Consider the following 18,889-nt stretch of genomic DNA (forward strand, 5'->3'; position numbering starts at 1 on the left):
GGCTCTTTCCTGTCGTACGCGACGGTCTCGAAGCCTTCGCTACCGTTCTCGGCACGATCAGGCGCAATGACGACCGACAGGCCCTGCGAATCACGACAACGAACGCATTTGCCGCTCGATGGCTCGTGCCGCGCTTGCCGCAATGGAGAAAACAGCACCCCGATGCATCGCTTGATATCACCGGCACTGACAGTGTTCTTGACTTACCTGCGGGAGACGCCGGATGTCGCTATCCGCTATGCCACGTCGCGCCAAGAACCGCGCGAGGGCATTGCAGAAGAATTTTTGAGCGACACGTATTGGCCGATGTGCAGTCCGGACCTGCTTCCCGCCGGAGGCCGGCTGAACAATGCGAGGGATCTTCAAAAGCAGGTCCTCGTTCATTCCTACTGGTTTCCGTCTGACATCGACCCTCCAAGTTGGCAGCGGTGGTTCTCGGTGGCCAAGCGCAGGTGGCGCAACCTGCCAGATTTCACGGACATCCAGCATCTGAGTTTCCGAGAGGAGCTTCACGCCATCGAGGCGGTCGTCGCTGGCCAGGGCGTCGGGATTTTCAGCGATGTGCTTGTGGCCGCCGAACTCGCATCCGGCGCGCTTGTAAAGGCGTTTGACCTCAGTTTGCCCGGATATCGGTTCTACGTCGTCCGCAGGCCAAGCCATCCCCGCGAAAAGGTCATTCGCGCATTCTCTGCCTGGTTGCTATCGGTTCGATAGGCTCGGATCGACGCCGCACTCCAACGGCGCAGAGGCAGGTCGAAGCCGCTCTCGCCGCCGAGCGCACAAAATCCAGCGCCGGCAAGTAATCCTGCCTCGCCCACGAATAGTAATACCCGCGGCACGGCGGTGGATTCTAAGTCGGCTAAGGGGCAAGTGTGGACGATGGTAAGGACTTTCTTCACGTTTTGCAGCATTAGTCGGTGCAGCCATGTGCATTGATCACCGAGGTCTGTGACGGATGAAAAGATGGCGCGTGCGGTGCAGCACCAGGCCGCTTTGCTGCTCGGGAGTTTTGGTCGGCACGAACCGCATGTTGGCCCTGGTGACCGCCTCGCAAATGGCCTCTGCGTCAGTCGCGTCATTCTTCTGCCGCTTGACGTAGGGCTTCACGTAAGCCGGCGCCATCAGCCGGACAGTGTGACCAAGTGCCTGGAGCCCGCGTGCCCAGTGGTGCGCCGAGACGCAGGCTTCGATACCGACCAGACAAGGCGACAGCTTCTGGAAGAACGTCAGGACGTAGCGCCGCTTCAATTGCCGGCGAACAATCGCTTGGCCGCCAGCGTCAACGCCGTGGACCTGGAAAACCGACTTGGCGATATCTAACCGATTGTCGTTATCGTCTGCATGGCTCGCTCCTCTGAATCGTGGGAGCCCTAACAGCGACCACATCCATGGCACCGATGTGCCGGGTGGAGGAGCCGTCCACAGCATCAAACTAGTACCCGGAATCAGAGCTGAGTGATACGGCGGCCTTTGAAACGGCGTTGACGGACCTTTTTCTTGGTCCAGACGAAGGGCTCGGCTCTGTCGTTGTATGCGTTGACGTAGGCATCGATGTGTTCCTGAAGCTGCTTGAGGCTCGTGAAGGAGGTGCCGCTGAGCGACTGCCCCTGCAAGATGGAAAACCATACTTCGACCTGATTGAGCCATGACGCACTTGTCGGCGTGAAATGAAATTGCACGTTGGGGTGGGCCTTGAGCCAGTCCTCGTTCTTTTTATGGGTGTTGAGGTTGTCGAGGATGACGTGAAGCTTGCGGTTCGGAAAAGCCGCGGTGACGCTGTTCATGAAATCGAGAAACTCGACGCGGCGCCGGCGTTTTGAATGGGTCGCGATGATCTTTCCGGTGGCGACTTCGAGCGCCGCAAACAATGTTGTGGTGCCATGCCGCTTGTAATCGTGGCTTTGGCCGGTCAAGGCGCGGCCATTGGGCAACTTCAGATAACCCTGCGCTCGCTCCAAAGCCTGGATCGAGGGCTTCTCGTCCACGCACAGCACAATGGCCTTCGCCGGCGGCGCGACATAGAGGCCGACAACATCGGCGGCTTTGGCCGTAAAGTTCGGGTCGTTGCTCTCGCACCAGGACTTGCGAGCCACCAGGTCAATCTTGTGGCTGCGCAGGAACCGCCAGACATATTGGACATCGACATCGCCCAGCGCCTCGGCCAGCAGGGGGCCGGTCCAGCGCGCAAACCCTTGCGGTGGCGGCTTATCCAGCAGCTTCAGAATCCGCTTGTCGGTCGTCTTCGTATAGATCGGCTGCTTGCCAGGCCGCGGCTTGTCTTGCAGCCCTTCAAGGCCATGGTCGGCATAGCGATGCCGCCAAAGGCTGACAATCCGCGGCTGGACCCCAACTTCCTTGGCGATCGACCGGGTGCTGCGCCCATCCGCCGCCAACAGAACTATCCGCGCCCGCTTCAAATCGCGCTGCAACGTCACCGGTGAGCGACAGCACGCCTCAAGCACCTTGCGATCTTTCCTCGAAAGGTGGACTTCTCTTGCTTCGGGTATCATCCCGACCTTGAATCACGAGGAGGTCCGGGCGCTCAGCCGACAGGTCGGCTTTACCCCCAACTCCAGACAAACCGCTGCATCGGACTAACTGACGCGATGTGTGGACGGCTCCGGGTTGGCAAGGAGAATCTTCACTTTGCAGCATTGGTCGGAGCAGCCATGTGTTCGGCCTGTTCGCGCGGTACCCATGACCGCTGGCCATAATGCCCTCCGCGGATCAGATCCCGGTCAAAAGCACGCATTCGATGATGCTGTGGCCCATGTGGGTTGTCCTGATCGCCGGATCGACCGGCACTGCATTACGTGCTGTTCGCCCTCCCAACCGTTACGTCACACTGGGCTGTCCGGTGTGATTTCGTTTACGCCGCAAGAGCGGCGGGTTCCTTGTAGCCTTCATTCCTCGCCATCATCGCCCATGCCATCCTCGCGAGTTTGTTGGCGAGCGCAATTGCGGCGACCTTGGTTGGTCGGCGCGCCAACAGCGCGGTGAGCCAGGGCCGATGCTGGGTGCCGTGGATCTTGGCATAGCGGATCACGGCGAGTGCGCCTGCCGTGAACAGGCTGCGCAAATAGCGATCGCCTTGCTTGCTGATACTGCCAAGCTTGTCCTTACCCCCGCTCGAGTTCTGCTTCGGCACAAGCCCGACCCAGGCCGAGAAATCCCTCCCTGATCGGAAGGCTTCTGGGTCAGCAATGCTGGCGACAAGGGCCGTGGCCAGCGCCGGCCCGACGCCGGGGATCGCATCCAGCCGCTTGCTCGTCGCATTTGATCGATGCCAGGCGATGATGCGTCTGTCGAACTCCAGTATCTGAGCCTTCAGTGCTCGCAACTGACTGCCGAGAGCAGCAAGACATGCACGGCCGACCTCTGGAAGCCGGCGGTCGGCTGTATCGACGACGACTTCCAGCAGCTGCTCGACACCCCTGCGCCCGACAGGGGCGACGATCCCGAACTCGGCAAGATAGGCGCGGGTCGAGTTGATCACGGCTGTCTGCTGGCGAATGAAGAGATGGCGCGCGGTGAAGCATCAGACAGCTCTGTTGCTCGACCGTCTTGGTCGGCACGAACCGCATGTTGGGTCTCGTAACCGCCTCACAAATCGCTTCCGCGTCCGTGGCATCGTTCTTCTGCCGCTTGACGTAGGGTCTCACATAAGCCGGAGGCATCAATCGCACCGAATGCCCCAACGCCTGCAGCTCGCGGGACCAATAGTGTGACGACGCGCAAGCCTCGATCCCGACGAGGCATGGCGGCAGCTTCTGGAAGAACGCCAGGACGTGCCGACCCCTCAACTGACGGCGTATGACCACCTGGCCGGCTGTATCAACGCCATGCACTTGAAAGACCGACTTCGCGATATCCAGACCGATTGTCGAAATTGACTGCATAGCTTGCTCCTCCGAATCGTGGGAGCCTCAAACGGCGCCCACTCCTTGGCACTCTCGTGCCCGTGGAGGAGCCGTCCACAGCATCACAAGCCGACGTAGGCTAGGTGCGCGAGCGTCGACCAGTCGGCACGCCCTTAGCCGCGACATAGACTGTCTCGCTTTCCCGCCAGCCTGGGGCTTGAAACCATTGACCCGCGCGCTTACTCGCAGTCCTGGTCGGCCGCCGTAACCTTTTTCTGGGACGGTGCAGGCTCGGCCGTGCCTGCCGTTGCCTTCTTTGATTGTTCAGTGGGCGCAGGGCGGGTCTGCTCGACGGTGCCTGCCGTCCGATCCGGTGACTGCGCAGAGGGTGCGGGGTGGGTCGCCTTTGATTGTTCGGCAGCGGTGGGCTGGCTCTGCATCTGGCGCTGCGCATCTTCCGACGACGTTGCGGTATTCTCCGAGGCTTTGCTCATCGAAGATGTCGGCGGTTGCTGCTTGGAATCAGTTGCTGTGGAACCAGTGGTTTGTCCCGTATAGCCCGGAACGTTCCCTGATCCTGCATCGCGGCTCACCGTGGTGCAGGGACCGGCATAAACGGAGTTGGCGCTGAAGGCGAGCACCGCACTCAAGATCATAAGTCTGTTAGCGATCATAGCCCTTCTCCTTTGAACTCTCTGGACGATTGAACAAAGGAGTGGCGCCTTCCGTTCCGGACGCGCGAGAGCGGCGCCAACATTGACGAGTGGCTGAGTTCGCCGGGGCTAAAATCGCCTACCTAAAATAAGGCCGCTCAGTTGGCGGCCTCATTATCCTCGTCTTTTGCCCACTTCGCCTTCCGATACAGGTCTTCGCCATGCGATCGGAGCTGGAGGTTGTTTGAATCGATGTCGACGACGATAGATTGATGATTGGCGTGCGACATGTTCTCCGAAGCTAGGAACACCCCTGGAGCGGCCGAGTTAAGCCAACAAAACCTACCTGTGAGGGAGACGAAGCCATGGCCCGCGCAACAGCCCATCCGGATCATCAATGCATCTCAAGCGAAGATGTTCAAGGGACCGAGGTTTATGGAGCAGATGGAAAGAACATCGGTGAGGTTGATCACCTCATCATCGACAAGGTGTCAGGTCGCGTGGCTTATGCTGTCATGAGCTTTGGCGGATTTGTTGGCTTGGGCCACAGCCACTATCCCATTCCGTGGGCCGCTCTGACATATGATGCGTCGCTTGGTGGTTTTCGAACCAACATCACCGAGCAACAGCTGAGAGACGCGCCTGAGTTCAGTGATGACTCATGGCAGGATCGAGACTGGGAAACGCGCACCCACCAGTACTATGGGACGCCGACGTACTGGGAGCGTCGCGGTGGCTTATAGAGCTGGCCCCGGTTGTTTGGACAGCGCCCCGCTGGATTTAAGTGGATTCCTGCCGGGTTATGCTGAACGCGGGGCTTTACGGTTTTGTCGTTGCGTCGGGAGGGCGTAGCCCGACCAGAGCGACGACAAAACCGTCGGCGACGGTCATGCGGCCATCACCATAGCTTGCGTGCCGAAGTAAGCCTCGTCGGGCGTGCGCCCGTCAAGGCTCGAGTGAGGGCGTCCCTGATTGTAGAAGGCCAGATACTTGGCAATTGACGCTAGCGCCTCGGACACGCTGTCGTAGGCGCGGAGATAAACTTCTTCGTATTTGACCGTGCGCCAGAGCCGCTCGACAAACACGTTGTCGCGCCAGGCGCCCTTGCCGTCCATGCTGATGGCGATCTTCGCGTCCAGCAGCACATCGGTGAACTCGAGGCTGGTGAACTGGCTGCCCTGATCCGTGTTGAAAATCTCGGGCCTGCCGTGCTTCGCCAACGCCTCCTGGACCGCTTCGACGCAGAAGGCCGCCTCCATTGTGATCGAGACGCGATGGGCCAGGACCCGTCGGCTGAACACATCGACGACCGCCGCGAGATAGACGAAGCCACGCCGCATCGGAATGTAGGTGATGTCCATTGCCCACGCATGGTCGGGCCGCTCGATCTTCAATCCGCGCAACAGGTACGGGTAGATCTTGTGACCCGGAGCCGGCTTGCTCGTGTTCGGGCGACGATAGACCGCCTCGATCCGCATGCGCTTCATCAGCGTCGCGATGTGGCGGCGACCGGCGTATACGCCCTCCCGCCGCAGCAACGATCGCAGCATACGCGCTCCCGCGAAGGGATAATCGAGATGCAGCTCATCGAGCCGACGCATCAAGGCAAGGTCCTCGGCCGAAACTGGCCGAGGTTCATAGTAGACCGTGCTGCGAGCCAGCTTCAGGACCTTCGCCTGGCGCACGATAGAAAGATCATGACCGCGGTCGATCATCGCTTTGCGCTCAGCAGGCCCGCCTTGGTGAGCGCGCCGGACAAAAAATCGTTTTCCAACGCCAGCTCGCCGATCTTGGCATGTAACGCCTTCAAATCGACCGGCGTCTCGGCCGATGTCTTGTCATGCCCAAACACGCCGGCGGCGCCTTCCAGGAGCTGGTTTTTCCAGATCGTGATCTGGTTCGGATGAACATCAAACAGTTGCGCCAGCTCCGCCAGTGTCTTGTCGCCTTTGACCGCAGCCAAAGCAACCTTCGCCTTGAATGCCGGAGAATGCGTCCGGCGGCTCTTCTTCGTCATCTTCGCTCCTGATTCGCAGCAAGAATCCTCGCCGCTGTCAGGCAGAAAATCCACTCAAGCTACTGTCCGAATTTGCGGGGCCAGCTCTTATAATGCTCGGCAGCGCATTCTGAAAATTCCCAGTCGTGTGTTGCCAGCTACCCCACTGAACAACTGATCGACCAGCCCTTGGGACCCGCGCTCAATTGACCTTCGGCTAAGTGACCCGCTCGCTGTGTGTTTGCTTCGGGTTCATTGTCGAAGAACTTGAAGCCGACTTGCGACGAAGACATCGCGAAGTCGGTCAGAGCTGTACTGAACATGGGCTCGCCAGGGTCCAGGCGCGGAAGCTGGCCCCAATGAGCGGGCTTGCCCTTGAACGAACCGTGCGGCCTATTTCCGCCGAAACACCTGCGTACACCACGCCTGTTGATCTTCAGGCTTGCCCACAAAAGCACACGCAAAAGGGCCGCCGGTTATTCCGGCAAGTTTTCCAGTTCCCGTGACGATGTTCTCGCCTGTCGCCTTGCCATCAGCAGCCGTGATGGTAAACGTCCCCTTCAGTTGGTCGTCGCCGGTACCCCAAGTGAGTTCGCCCTCGCCCTTGCCGGTCTCCTGTGCAAGATTATAGGTGCCGGAAGCAGGTGCCATATGCAGAGGACCGCTGCCCGTGTCGTTGAACGTGATCGCCCACAGAGTGCCGTAGGCGACACCTTTGTCCACACGTTCTTGGATCAGTTTCCAACCACTGTGGAGTTTGATCGTGCCCACCTCGTCCGCCGATGCCGACGCGACCAAACCCACGACCAACATCGAAGCAAAAAGGGCCTTACGCATTTTGCAGTCTCCTCTTGGACTTGTGTCTCGAAAAGGAAAAGGCGGAATCACAGTCCAACCAAACGCAGACTGTATTTCGTCAGAATATACTTACAGCAAAAAATCCGACGCGCTGAGACCGAGATTGGTGCCAGTCAATTGGATCAGAAGGTCCGCGGTCGTATTGCCATTCACATCGGCCTGCACGAAAGTATTGCCGCCGCTCTCGTACCAAGTCGCGCTGTTAGCAATGGCGCTGCTGTTTTGACCGGCGAACACAAATGCTTGGTCGCCCTTCTTCGAGGCGTTCGCGTCGATCCCGGCAATATCAATCATGTCGATGCCATGAACGAAACCTTGCACGATATCGAAGTTGGCAATCGTGCTGTCCGCGAAGGCGGAAAAGACAAACCTGTCGGCTCCGGCTCCTCCATTCATTGTGTCTTTCCCCGATCCACCGTCGAGGTAGTCGTTTCCTCCCAGGCCCTGGAGATTGTCGTTACCGCCCTTCCCGTAAAGGAAATCTTCTTCGCCCGATCCGGTGAGTGTGTTTACCTTATTGGTACCATTGATCGTCGACCCAGCAACATTCTGCACCGTGACCGCAACCGCCTGAGTATCGGTACCACCGTTGCCGTCCGAGACCTGCACGGTCACGTTGTAGACGTTGTCGGGATCGGCATCCGTCGGATTCTCGAAGTCGGGCGCGGTTTTGAAAGAGAGTGCTCCGCTGGTCGGGTCGATCGCGAACCAGAAGGCGTCGGCGCCGCCGCTGATCGAATAGCTCAACGCTTGCGCCGCGTCCGGATCGGTCGCCTCCACCGTCGTCACGGCGCTGGTGTTCTCCATGATCGAAATGGCCGCCGTCTCTCCGCCCCCGTTCGAAGTAATCGCCGGCGCTGCGTTGTTCGGAATCGTCGCCGATCCGACGGGCTGCCCCGCCCCGTCGTTCCAGAGCGCCGCTATCTCGCTCGCGGACAGCGCCCGGCCCCAGATCGCGACGTCATCGACCGTGCCATTGAGCCGAAAACCTTGGCCGCCATCACCATCAGTCCGAGCGCCGATCAGAAGCGGATTTGAGGAGACCGGCAAATCGCCGGAATAGGGGCCGTAGGTGGCGACCAGGCTTCCGTCGTAGAACATGTTGAATTCGCTTCCGGCCCTTTCAATGATGAACTCGTGCCATGTCCCGGTCGATGGGGCGCCACCGCCGTTCAGCACCGGACCTGGATACGAATAGAATTGGAGATTTACAGGCATGGTGAAGGTCCATCCAGGCCCTCCTGCCCCGGTGAACTTTTCGATGAGCGTCTGTTCGCCGGAGAAGAAGTTGAACTCCGCCCAGATCTGGACCGTAAAATCGCCGGATTCGAACGCGAAGGTGGGGTTGGCGTCGACCTCCTGGGCGAGACCGTTTCCATCAAGGCTCAGCCCCTGGCCGAACAGGCCCTGGTCGAAGGTCGCGTCGCCGATCAGCACGAGCCCATTGCCGTTGCCGGAGACGTCGTCGGCGGTGCCGTCGAAATTCCAATAGGCGAGCAAGCCGTCGGTGATGGCCATGGTGCTTCCTCCTGTCGCTGCGTGATCCGGCCCGTGGGCCCGCAAAACGCGCACGCCGACGCGGGCGCGCGCCGAGGCATTCAGAAAGGCGGAAGTTCGAAAGGCCTGCCGATGGCACCGACGCTGCCACTTCGAAGCAAACGGAGAACTCGGTACGTCGCCGTTTTACGGACAGCAGATGGCAAGAAATGCCTTGCCGGCGTGGGCGTATGCTCTCGGCTTAGGAGAAAAGCAATATGGCGGATGGGGTACTCAAGGATGATTACTGGGTTCTTTGATTCGGCGGTGTGATTGCTCAGGACGACGAGGGTAATCTTCATCAATCCATTCGAGCGGGGCGAAATTGGTCCTGAGTTCTTTCGCGCCGCATGCGCGCTCGCCTACCTCCCGCTGCCCCACCAAGGGATTCGATACCGTTCAAGAATGTCGAAGCCGCGCGCCGTCAGCTCCGGGTCAAAAGCAGCGGCGGACGCCAAGTTGGATCGGCGTCCGGTTTGCCCCTGACAGCCGACATGACACGCGCTCAATCGACCTTCGGCTAAGGGCCAACAGGCGACGTGAATCACAATGGCAAATGAAACAAGCCGCCCAACTAAGGCGGCACTTACCCGGCTGGTGGGATCGCGTTGAGAAGCTGAGAAATGGCAGTGACAAGCTGCGCGGGCGCGAACGGCTTCGCCAACATGATGCTGTTAGGTACGCCCTTTGATGCCCAATCGTCTGCTTCGATGCCGCTCATGTAAACGACGGGAAAGTGGGGGTCGATCTCTCTGGCGTGTCGCGCGACCTCCCACCCGTCGATCTCACCGGGCTTCAGATTGATGTCCGTGACGAGCGCCCGGTATTTGCCCTCGGCCGCATCAAGTAGCTCAATGGCCTTTTCGCCGGACGGAGTTGCTACAGTCTCGAACCCGCCCTCGCTCAGGCAGTCTTCGACAAGGTTCTGAACAAGCTGGTCGTCTTCAACGACCAGGATAAAAAGCTGTTGGTTTTCCACTCGGGGACCTCAGTGCGCCGCAATAGGAGCGCAAGGGTACACGCGGGGAACAGACTATCGTTCCGGGGAAAGTGAGCAATATTGCTCACAATGAAATTGGGCCCACTAGGGGTTAAAACACCCTTCTTGAGAGAACAGACGGGGAAAGTGAACCAAAGCCCGGACGCGAATGCCTCTCTGGGCGGCCTCGCAGTTTCCCATGGTCTGCTTGAGGCCCCTAGTCGGCAGCCTATTCGGAACAATGCTGTCTGGAAGCACTTGGCGCACTAGAGGTTGCCAATGCCCCGGTACTTTTTTGATGTCGAGGACGGCCACAGGCTTTTTGATTCATCGGGGTTTGTTTGCGACGACGATATCGCTGCAATCATCAGGGCGACGGTGCTGGCCATCGGCGTTTCACTTGATAAGCCCGAAGATGATCCTGAGCGTCGCATCGCAATAATCAGCGATGACGGACGTGAGATTGGCACCGTGCCCGTGTATTCAAGGCCGTCATACGAAAACCCGGCCCCATAAGGTGCAGCCGCTACGTCGGCGCGTGCAGTTGACCGTGAAGCCAGCCGGTTGTTCGTGGGGATTTCATCGGATCAACCAGATCGGCCACAAGTTGGTGGACGTCCTTGCACGCGGGGCACTCAAACGTCCGGATATCGAAGCCAAAGGGGCCGGGCGTAATCCGAGCCAGCACCGCTTCTGCTCGACACATAGGACATAGCGTTCGGGGATGGCGGAACATGTTGCACGCCTTGATCAGGCGGGAGCGTTACAGAACTCTCAGTCACCGGTAGTTGCCGTGGTGGGCGGTGATGGAACCCACTGTGGAACTGCCACTGGGCTCGGCGCTGGTCAGTATTGCTCACATGCCAAAAGAAATTAACGCGTCGTTAGTGAGTTAGGTCGCCGCTAGATTCAAATTAGGGCAATTGCTCGCAACCCCAGTGATCACGCGTCGAGGACGCTCGTCGCTACTGACCTTACGTGCTGCAGCACTCCCAGCTTAGTCGAATGTCCTCCTTGGGTCATTCGCGACGTTCGAGCGGCGCGCCTCGATCTACAGGCCGACTTCTTCAACACAAACGCCCAGAAGTGGACAGCTTGAGATCATCATTAGCGGGCGTCCCTGAGACGACGCCAAACCCCATCAGCCATCGTCCGGGGCCGGCGTTCATTCCCGCAAGCACCCGGTCGCGCAAGACTGTGGGGCAACGTTCGCCGCGCTGGGCCAGCTCGATGACTCTCGCGGCGATGGTCTCGCGAGCCCGCGCGTCGCCGTTGATATGAAGGTAATGGCAGACTTCCTCACAAGCCAGGGACATCGCCTCAATATCGTTGGGCTCGAATGCGCCGGCTGATACGAACGGAAGGATGACACCTGTTACTGGGACGCCTCTTGGTTCGGCATCTCCATAACGAACGAGTCTGCGCACATTTGGAGCCGAAGTCTGAGCTTTAGTGCTCACTTGGCCGCCGGGGACACGTGCCACTACACTGCCACCGACATCCGGGCCGGGTTTTCCTGATGTTCGGTTTGCCCTAGAATGTAAGCCAGTTGATAATTAAAGGCGGGAAGCGTGGCCAAGGCAACGAAGAGGCAGCCCTTCGACGTCCAGGAGTTCCTCCACACCGTGGCCTCGGGGAGGACCGTTTCAAACTATCGGAAGAATCGGAAAGTCTTCTCTCAGGGAGACCCCGGTGATGCGGTCTTCTACATTCAGGAGGGCAAGGTCAAGGTCTGCGTCGTCTCCGAGCAGGGCAAGGAGGCGGTCGTCGCGCTCCACGGAAATGGGGACTTCTTCGGTGAGAGCTGCCTAAATGGGCATCCGCTGCGGGTGGCGACGGTCGTGACGGTGACGGAGTGCGTCATCATGCGGCTCGAAAAGGCAGCTATCGTGCGTGTGCTCCATGACGAGCCGAAGTTCTCTGAGATGTTCATGGCTCACCTGTTGTCTAGGAACGCCCGAGTCGAGGAGGACTTGGTCGACCAACTTTTTAATTCCAGTGAGAAGCGTCTGGCGAGGGTGCTCCTCTTGATGGCGAACTTCGGCAAGGAGAGTAAGCCCGAGCCGGTCATAGCGAAGATAAGCCAGGAGACACTCGCGGAGATGGTCGGGACCACCAGGTCGCGCGTCAGCATGTTCATGAACAAGTTCCGCAAGCTTGGGTTCATCAAATACAACGGATCACTGGAGGTCCATAATTCCCTGCTGAACGTGGTCTTGCACGACAGTCCTCACCTAAGAAGGCGTGCCGAAAAGGAAAAATGAATTGAACCTGCTCGGACGTTGCCCCTCTGGTCTAGCTGCCGCACCAGCGTGGGGTCATCTTGCCCGCTTGTGAACCTGACAGCCTCACGACCGCTACGGGTCAAACTCGGAAGTCGGCGGGTCCAGATAGATGGTCTGCTCTGCCACTGTGAGCGGACATCGCCGGACCCGCTGTTCAGGTCCGCGAAGGGCCCCAAGCAGACCTTCGGACGCCTTGCAGTGGATCGCCAAGTGGGTAGCATCGACAATAAATCGCGTCTCTTTTGTACTTTCCAATCCCGGACACGGTGGGGGAAGTCATGTCGGCTCATGAACATTGGCAAATGGATGCCAGCGCACCGGAGCTTTACGAGCGCTACCTCGTTCCAGCGATCACTTCCATATGGGCCAATGATCTGCTTGACCGTGTCGGGCCAAGGCGTGGGGAAAGCATACTCGACATCGCCTGCGGGACAGGCGTCGTGGCGAGGCTCGCTGAGCAGCGCGGGCACGCCGGTCGGCTAGTCGGCATAGACCTCAACGCGGCGATGCTCGCGGTGGCGAGGGTAAAGTCTGCGACTGTTGAATGGGTCGAGGGTAGCGCACTGGACCTGCCGTTCAATGCAAACAGCTTTGACGTCGTGCTCTGCCAACTCGGGCTACAGTTCTTCCCAGATCGGTCGCTAGCGCTCAAGGAGATGGTGCGGGTCCTCAAGCCGAGAGGCCGAGCTGGGTTCAGCGTCTACAGCGCGATCGAGAGAACGCCAGGAGCCCACGTTTTTGTGCAGGCTCTCGACAAGCACCTCGGAGCAGAGGCGTCACGAACCAAGCGTTCGGAGCATCTCTCTTGCGATGCACAGGAGGTCGGCGTTTGGGCGAAGCATGCTGGATTCGATGTCGTTGATGTGGAAACCGTCACAAAACAGATCACGTTCCCCTCGATGTTGGATTATGTCCGCTTTCAGCTCACGGCGACGCCGATGGCTGCGCTCTTGAAGGACAAAAGTGCGCCTGACCGTGAGCGCCTAATCATGTCGATTGCCGATGACGCCGCCTCTCGCCTCGACCCTTCGATGCTGGCGGGGAGCAAGCTGACATTCCCCCGGCAATCGTTCGTGGCAACGGCTTCGATCAGCTGACGTCTGCTTCCGGTCAAACTGAGAAGTCCGGGCCCCGTGGGTCGGTCAAAATCCCCCGGGTATGGTCACTTGAAACTCCCCCACCTGATGATCGCCGTCAGCGCCGCTGAACAGCAGTAGCCGGTCAGGCAGGACGTTTATGTTCGACCCCTTTAGCCAGCAAGGGGCCGGGGAGTTGAACGTCTTGAAGCGACATCTGCAAAGCACCGTACTTACATTACTTGATCGCAACACCAGCCAGCGCGAGATTCACCGGCTGACGGGTGTCGATCGCAAGACGATCCGGCGTTATCAGGCGCTGCGGGCCGGTGCGGAGGCAAATTCCCCCGGGGAAGTGACCACCGGCTCGGTGAGCGCGGACGGCCAAATTCCTCCACCCCGACCACCGGCTTTTGGGACATCGGAAGCGACGGTCACCAGCAGCCTGGCCCGTTCGGCTTGCGAAGCGCATCGGACGTGGATCGAAGAACAGGTCCGGCTGAAGCGGAACGCGCAGGCGATTTACCAGGACCTGGTTGATCAATTTGGCTTTCCGTCCAGCTACCAGAGTGTCAAGCGGTTTGTGCGCCGGTTGCGGCACGCTGATCCTGAGCAGTTTGATCGTCTTGAGTTCCTCCCCGGCGAGGAAGCTCAGGTCGACTATGGCGAGGGCGCGCCGACGGTTGATCCGAAGAGCGGGCGGTACCGTCGTCCCCGCCTGTTCGTGATGACGCTACGCTACTCGCGGCGCAGCTTCCGGCGGGTAGTCTGGAAGTCCAGCCAACAAGTCTGGGCGCAGCTCCACGAAGAGGCGTTCCGGTATTTTGGCGGGGTCCCCAGCTATGTCGTGCTCGACAACCTGAAGGAAGGCGTCCTCAAGCCGGATTTGTACGAGCCCCAGCTCAACCCGATTTACAGCGCGATGCTGGCTCATTACGCCGTGGTCGCCGATCCCGCGCGCGTGGCCGATCCAAATCGGAAAGGATGCGTCGAGAATGCGATTCAACATACCCAGGGCACTGCGCTGGCCGGACGGCGCTTCGAGACGCTGGAGGCGCAAAACGAGTTCTTGAGGCACTGGGAGGAGAACTGGGCTTCCAAACGCATCCACGGCAGCACGCGCCGTCAGGTCGAGGCGATGTTCCAGGAAGAGAAGCCGCACCTGCGGCCGCTGCCTGTCGCTCCCTTCCGCATCTTCACCGAAGTCGTCCGGACTGTCTGCGACGACACCACCGTACGCGTCGACAACAGCTATTACGCCGCGCGGCCCGCGCCGATCGGCAGCCAGGTCGTCGTGCGCATCTACACCACCACGATCGAGATCCGTGATCGCCACACCCGTGCGCTGCTGCGTGTTCATTCCCGGATGGCGCACCCCGGTTCTGTCGTCCTGCCGACCAGCGAACGGCCGTTCAACCCGTCGCGGCAAACCGCCGTGCTGCTGGCGAGCGCCGAGCGCATCGGACCGCAGACCAGGGCCTTGTGCCAGCAGGTGTTCGACACCGAAGGGCGCCCCGGACAGCGCGCGATGTGGGGCATTGTCGGGCTGGGCCGGAAGTACCCGGCGCGGCTGGTCGAGCAGGCCTGCGCGCACGCCATCGACAACCGCATCTACCGCTACAAGCACGTGCGTGCGACCGTCGAGCGGTTGTTCGAACAGGCGATCGAGCAGGTTGGAGTGACGCCACAGCCGGCATCGCCGCTCACCCAGGATCATCCGCTGATCCGTACCCCCGCGGAATACGGCGACCTCTTCAGCCGCGCTGTGCGGCGCGACGCCGACGACAATGGTCGGCAGGCCGAGGCTCACGACGATCACGCCACGGCAATCCGCGCTCGTGTCGCCTGCGCAACCCCGGCCAACTCCGGCGCCACGAGCGCTCCCGCTGCACCTTCTCACCTTAAACTGGAGACCTAGCCACATGATGACCATGCCGGAAATTGAGCGTTGCCTACGACAGCTGCGCCTGTCGGGTGTCCGCGACACGCTGCAGACGCGCGTGCTCCAGGCGCAGGGCGCCAACCAGCCCTTCCTCGAGACCTTCTCCCTTATCCTGCAGGATGAACTGGACCGTCGTCAGTCCCGTCTTATCGAGCGGCGATACCAGCAATCCGGGCTCGACGAAAAGCTGACGCTCGCCGAGTTCGACTGGTCCTTCAATCCCAAACTGCCACGTCAGACCTGCTTCCAGCTCCACACCCTGGCGTTCATTGCCGCTGGCGAGAACGCTCTGCTTGTTGGCAAACCTGGCACCGGGAAGTCGCACATCGCCAAGGCGATTGCCTATCAGGCGATCCTGCAAAGCCACAAGGTCCAGTATCTTGAGACCGACGACTTCTTCCACCGCTACGCCCTGAACTCTCCGGCACAACGCGAGGTCCGGCTGCGAACCATCATCGACTGCGATCTCCTCGTGCTGGACGATCTATTCCTCGCACGCGCCATCCCCGACGACGCCGGCACTTTGCTGCAGACCCTGATCCATCAGCGTTACAAACTGCGCCGCAGCGTCATCGTCACCTCCAATCGCGTCGTGCAGGATTGGGGGGCATACCTTGGGGACAACACTATGAGCACGACGATCCTCGATCGCCTTATGCATCATTGCCATCTGCTTGAGTTCGACGGACGCAGCTATCGGCTCAAAGAAGCCGCTGAAGCTCTTGCCCGGGAAACAAACTCAAACTAACAGTCCCTTGTCCTGCCTCGCGGGTGGAGGAATTTGACTGACCACACCCGGAGGAATTTGAAGTGACCCGCGGGGGTCCGGGCGCTCAGCCGGCAAATCGGCTTTCCCCCCAACTCCAGACAAACCGCCGCATCGAACTAACTGAGCCATGGGCCATTTCCGGACTAACCACGCGCCCCTAAATCATACTACCCGGCATGAAACAGCGAATAGTGGGATGGCCGTCCTCATAGTAGGGCCAAACAACCGTTCTCCCGAAGCGGTTGGGTCCCTTCACGACCGCAACGTCCGGAACGTCAATCCACTCGTTCGCAAGAAAGACTTGGAAATGCCCGTTCTGGCTTCGCCAATCTGTGTCCCGCAAAGTATTTCCGTCGGAAAGAGCGCAGCAGGCCTCTCCTCCTTCGGATTTCAATTGCTCGAACCATCTGTGCATTTCCGGATCGACTTGCGCGTATTTGCCTTCTGGATCGCGAGCCGCCACGGGGATGGACATCAGCAGCAATGCCACCATCATCGATCTTACGGTGTGGGTATTCTGCAACCGGGCTCTCATAAAAGCCCCTGTTCAAAATTCAATTGTTTGAACGCGATCACGCCGAGTAATAAACTTGCCTCCGGGGCAATGGGAACGGAGGGAAATGCATCAACGACATCGCCCAGCCGACTTTGAAATGCGCCCGGAGGCGGGGCGCCAAGGCCCAAATATTCCCTATTCCAACTGAACGGGTTGACAGTCAGTAAGCCCGATCGCCCGCCCCATCACAACCAGAAGAATGATTGAGCCTCGAAACGTAGCAATGGTTTTCCGCCAGTTCAACCTGAAGTCAGTTCGGCGCGGCTACGGGCCTTCTGTGGAAGTGCAACGACGCTGACCTTTCTCAACGCAATTGAACCTTTGCGGAATGCCTCGGACCAAAAGTGAAGCAGTTCACATGGTTTCAAGTGGGCCAAGATTAGGATGAGTATGGAATTTGTGGTGGGAATATCTTCTAATCCAAGAGAGGGGAAATCCCATGAAGAGAATGTTTCTGATGGTGACCGCCATTTCGAGCATTGGAAGCGTGGCCGTCAATCACGCCAACGGATGCGCACTACAGCGCCCAACTTTTGAAGTTACAGGCTTCCCGATCTCCGGGCATCAAGTAGCGGTGCTGGGCTCGGCCCGGGTGGAGGAGAGCGCGGCTGCACCGACGCTCATGTTAGCTGGGATGCCGGCTTCTCCCAGTCAGATTGACATTCTGACGCCACGCCCGAAAACAAGAAAAATAGTCGAGGCTTCAGCAGATGCCAGTCTCCTCACCGTTGGTGTGGCGAGACCGAGCGCGCGCAGAAGCACGGGAGAGGCATCGTGCGGCTCAGAGTGATCTAGCCCGTCCTATTCGTGAGAGTGCGGCTTTTGGGCCCGATTGATGCGGCCGCACATCTTGTCTGACGAGGCGCACAGGATTGCCTTCGGCTTTTCGCCGCCTGACGACCGGTACTTTGCAACGCGCTTGAGGGATGGGTTGGGCGAACGGGGGCGGACGCCCCGCCGGTCAAGGACCGAGCGGCAGCAGCGCGCCGGGCAAGCCGCAGATCAGGTCGGCTTCGGGACATGCCGCGGCAAACGCAAGGCGAATGCGGCTCGAGGTCTCGACCACACGGGCGGCGAGCTTCAAGAGCCGAAGACGCAGCGTCGCGAACTCGGCAGCGGCCAATTCCCGGACTTTGGGAATGGCCTCGCGCACGGTCAGCATCAGCCAATAAGCGGCCGTATGGAGCACGAGACGGACCTGGTTGGCGAGCGCCGAACGGCAGCTGGTGCGGTCGGAGGCGAGCTGTGTCTTATGCAGCTTGATCAGATTCTCTGCTTGGCCGCGCGCGCAATACAGGCTGTCGTAGATCCACTCGGCCGAGCCGACATCGAGGCTGGTGACGACGAAACGGATGTCGAGGCCGAGCATCGTCGCCTCAATACGGGCGACGGTGCGCCGTTCGCGATCCCAGGACTTTGCCTTGTGGCGCGTCTCGGTATAGCCACGCAGAACCGGCAGGTTCTCGATGGCGCGTCGGGTGCGGATGTCGTCGGCGACCTCGTCGACTTTTCTGGCGAGAGGCTTGGTGCCGGACAGACCGAAGATGTAGTCGATGCCGTTGGTCTCGCACCACGCCATGGCCTCCGGCCGGGCATAGTGCCCGTCGCCACGGAACGTAATTCGCGTGTTGTGCCACCGCGTCCGGATATGCCGTACCAGGCGGCGCAGAAGGGCACGCACCTCGACGCCGCCCGGCGTCTTGCCGGGCCTCAGCACGACCGCCACGGGACGGCTCTTCTCCGTGTCGTAGACGTGGATCGGCAGGAAGCAGCGTTCGTCATAATGAGCGTTGAACAGCGAGAGCTGCTGATGGCCGTGGACGACATCGCAGGTATCATCGATGTCGAGCGTGACGGATGCCGGCTCGCGCGGGTAGCTATCCATCCATGCGTCGACCAAAATGTAGGTCAGTCGGATCACGTCGCGCAGGCGCGGAGCATTCTCCAGCCGCGACAGCGTCGGTTGGGAACACAGATCGCGGCCCGTGTCCGGCAGCCGTCCGCAGGCCAGCTTGAATGCGGGATCGGACCGCAGATGATCGAGGTCGTCGGCGTCCTCGTAGCCGCAGCAGATCGCGAACATGCGCGCGCGGAACATATCGACCAGGCTGTGCACGACCCGCGTCGGATCGCGCCGATCCGGGAACACCCGGGCCAGATTGTCGGCCAAGCCGAGACGCCGCTCGGCCATCGCCAGAAGCATCACGCCCCCGTTCGAGGTTAGGCGCCCACCATCGAAGGCAGCTGTGACTTTCTTGGCGTGAATGGCTGGAAACGAGAAGGGCAGAATCGTATCATCGGTCATGGCGGGCGTGGCGTTCGCGGTTGAAGGTGATGGGGTGGCTTCGCAACCGAATCCTACGCCGCATCAGCGCTTTA

Annotated in this window: 15 protein-coding genes and 2 pseudogenes; 7 read left to right on the forward strand and 10 right to left on the reverse strand. The window is 59.9% G+C overall.

All coding sequences use genetic code 11. From position 1 onward, the window contains the following. The first annotated feature begins 66 nt into the window (after window positions 1-66). Entirely contained in the window at window positions 67-714 is a 648-nt protein-coding gene (locus ACFLEY_RS16470; protein ID WP_249163568.1) for a LysR substrate-binding domain-containing protein, read from the forward strand. A gap of 231 nt (window positions 715-945) precedes the next feature. Here ACFLEY_RS16470 and ACFLEY_RS16475 read toward each other — a convergent pair. The 4 genes and pseudogenes from ACFLEY_RS16475 to ACFLEY_RS16490 all read right to left on the reverse strand — a co-directional run. Beyond that, a pseudogene (locus ACFLEY_RS16475) lies at window positions 946-1,314 on the reverse strand (IS110 family transposase); the annotation flags it as partial. A gap of 131 nt (window positions 1,315-1,445) precedes the next feature. Further along, a complete protein-coding gene (locus ACFLEY_RS16480) occupies window positions 1,446-2,510 on the reverse strand; it encodes an IS630-like element ISRj1 family transposase (protein ID WP_026192128.1) in 1,065 nt (354 codons plus the stop codon). A 359-nt stretch (window positions 2,511-2,869) separates the two neighbouring features. Beyond that, window positions 2,870-3,899: pseudogene (locus tag ACFLEY_RS16485) on the reverse strand (IS110 family transposase). A 200-nt stretch (window positions 3,900-4,099) separates the two neighbouring features. Continuing rightward, entirely contained in the window at window positions 4,100-4,534 is a 435-nt protein-coding gene (locus tag ACFLEY_RS16490) for a hypothetical protein (protein WP_396604695.1), read from the reverse strand. A 344-nt stretch (window positions 4,535-4,878) separates the two neighbouring features. Here ACFLEY_RS16490 and ACFLEY_RS16495 point away from each other — a divergent pair, with 344 nt between their 5' ends. Next, entirely contained in the window at window positions 4,879-5,256 is a 378-nt protein-coding gene (locus ACFLEY_RS16495; RefSeq protein ID WP_211434555.1) for a PRC-barrel domain-containing protein, read from the forward strand. 144 nt (window positions 5,257-5,400) lie between these two features. Here ACFLEY_RS16495 and ACFLEY_RS16500 read toward each other — a convergent pair. From ACFLEY_RS16500 to ACFLEY_RS16515, 4 genes are all read right to left on the reverse strand, one after another. After that, a protein-coding gene (locus ACFLEY_RS16500; protein WP_129557650.1) for an IS3-like element ISRj2 family transposase occupies window positions 5,401-6,530 on the reverse strand; the annotation gives its coding sequence in 2 pieces (ribosomal slippage) (window positions 5,401-6,278 and window positions 6,278-6,530; 1,131 coding nt in all). Window positions 6,531-6,902: 372 nt separating this feature from the next. After that, window positions 6,903-7,346: a hypothetical protein gene (locus tag ACFLEY_RS16505; RefSeq protein ID WP_211434556.1), complete on the reverse strand. Its 444-nt coding sequence runs from the start codon at window positions 7,344-7,346 to the stop codon at window positions 6,903-6,905. A 90-nt stretch (window positions 7,347-7,436) separates the two neighbouring features. Further along, window positions 7,437-8,885 carry a LamG-like jellyroll fold domain-containing protein gene (locus ACFLEY_RS16510; protein WP_211434557.1) on the reverse strand — a complete coding sequence of 483 codons (1,449 nt, stop codon included), beginning with the start codon at window positions 8,883-8,885 and terminating at the stop codon, window positions 7,437-7,439. Window positions 8,886-9,489: 604 nt separating this feature from the next. Next, window positions 9,490-9,882 carry a response regulator transcription factor gene (locus ACFLEY_RS16515; protein WP_211434651.1) on the reverse strand — a complete coding sequence of 131 codons (393 nt, stop codon included), beginning with the start codon at window positions 9,880-9,882 and terminating at the stop codon, window positions 9,490-9,492. 279 nt (window positions 9,883-10,161) lie between these two features. Between ACFLEY_RS16515 and ACFLEY_RS16520 the strand changes: the two genes are divergently transcribed. From ACFLEY_RS16520 to istB, 5 genes are all read left to right on the forward strand, one after another. Beyond that, entirely contained in the window at window positions 10,162-10,398 is a 237-nt protein-coding gene (locus ACFLEY_RS16520) for a DUF6894 family protein (protein WP_060910328.1), read from the forward strand. 1,055 nt (window positions 10,399-11,453) lie between these two features. Continuing rightward, complete coding sequence (locus ACFLEY_RS16525; RefSeq protein ID WP_396604696.1) at window positions 11,454-12,146, forward strand: Crp/Fnr family transcriptional regulator; 693 nt, start codon at window positions 11,454-11,456, stop codon at window positions 12,144-12,146. Window positions 12,147-12,445: 299 nt separating this feature from the next. Then, complete coding sequence (locus tag ACFLEY_RS16530; RefSeq protein ID WP_249163605.1) at window positions 12,446-13,264, forward strand: methyltransferase domain-containing protein; 819 nt, start codon at window positions 12,446-12,448, stop codon at window positions 13,262-13,264. Window positions 13,265-13,403: 139 nt separating this feature from the next. Beyond that, window positions 13,404-15,161 (forward strand): IS21-like element IS1631 family transposase, encoded by a 1,758-nt coding sequence (gene istA / locus ACFLEY_RS16535; RefSeq protein ID WP_100214066.1) that lies wholly within the window; start codon window positions 13,404-13,406, stop codon window positions 15,159-15,161. A gap of 4 nt (window positions 15,162-15,165) precedes the next feature. Further along, entirely contained in the window at window positions 15,166-15,933 is a 768-nt protein-coding gene (istB, locus tag ACFLEY_RS16540; protein WP_038952109.1) for an IS21-like element IS1631 family helper ATPase IstB, read from the forward strand. 178 nt (window positions 15,934-16,111) lie between these two features. Here the strand turns inward: istB and ACFLEY_RS16545 are convergent, their stop codons facing one another. After that, entirely contained in the window at window positions 16,112-16,477 is a 366-nt protein-coding gene (locus tag ACFLEY_RS16545) for a hypothetical protein (RefSeq protein WP_249163595.1), read from the reverse strand. A 994-nt stretch (window positions 16,478-17,471) separates the two neighbouring features. Next, window positions 17,472-18,815: an IS1380-like element ISBdi2 family transposase gene (locus tag ACFLEY_RS16550; protein WP_060907971.1), complete on the reverse strand. Its 1,344-nt coding sequence runs from the start codon at window positions 18,813-18,815 to the stop codon at window positions 17,472-17,474. Between the last annotated feature and the right edge of the window lie 74 nt (window positions 18,816-18,889).

It is taken from the genome of Bradyrhizobium sp. YCK136 (genome assembly GCF_044570075.1).
GTDB classification, from domain to species: Bacteria; Pseudomonadota; Alphaproteobacteria; order Rhizobiales; family Xanthobacteraceae; genus Bradyrhizobium; species Bradyrhizobium diazoefficiens.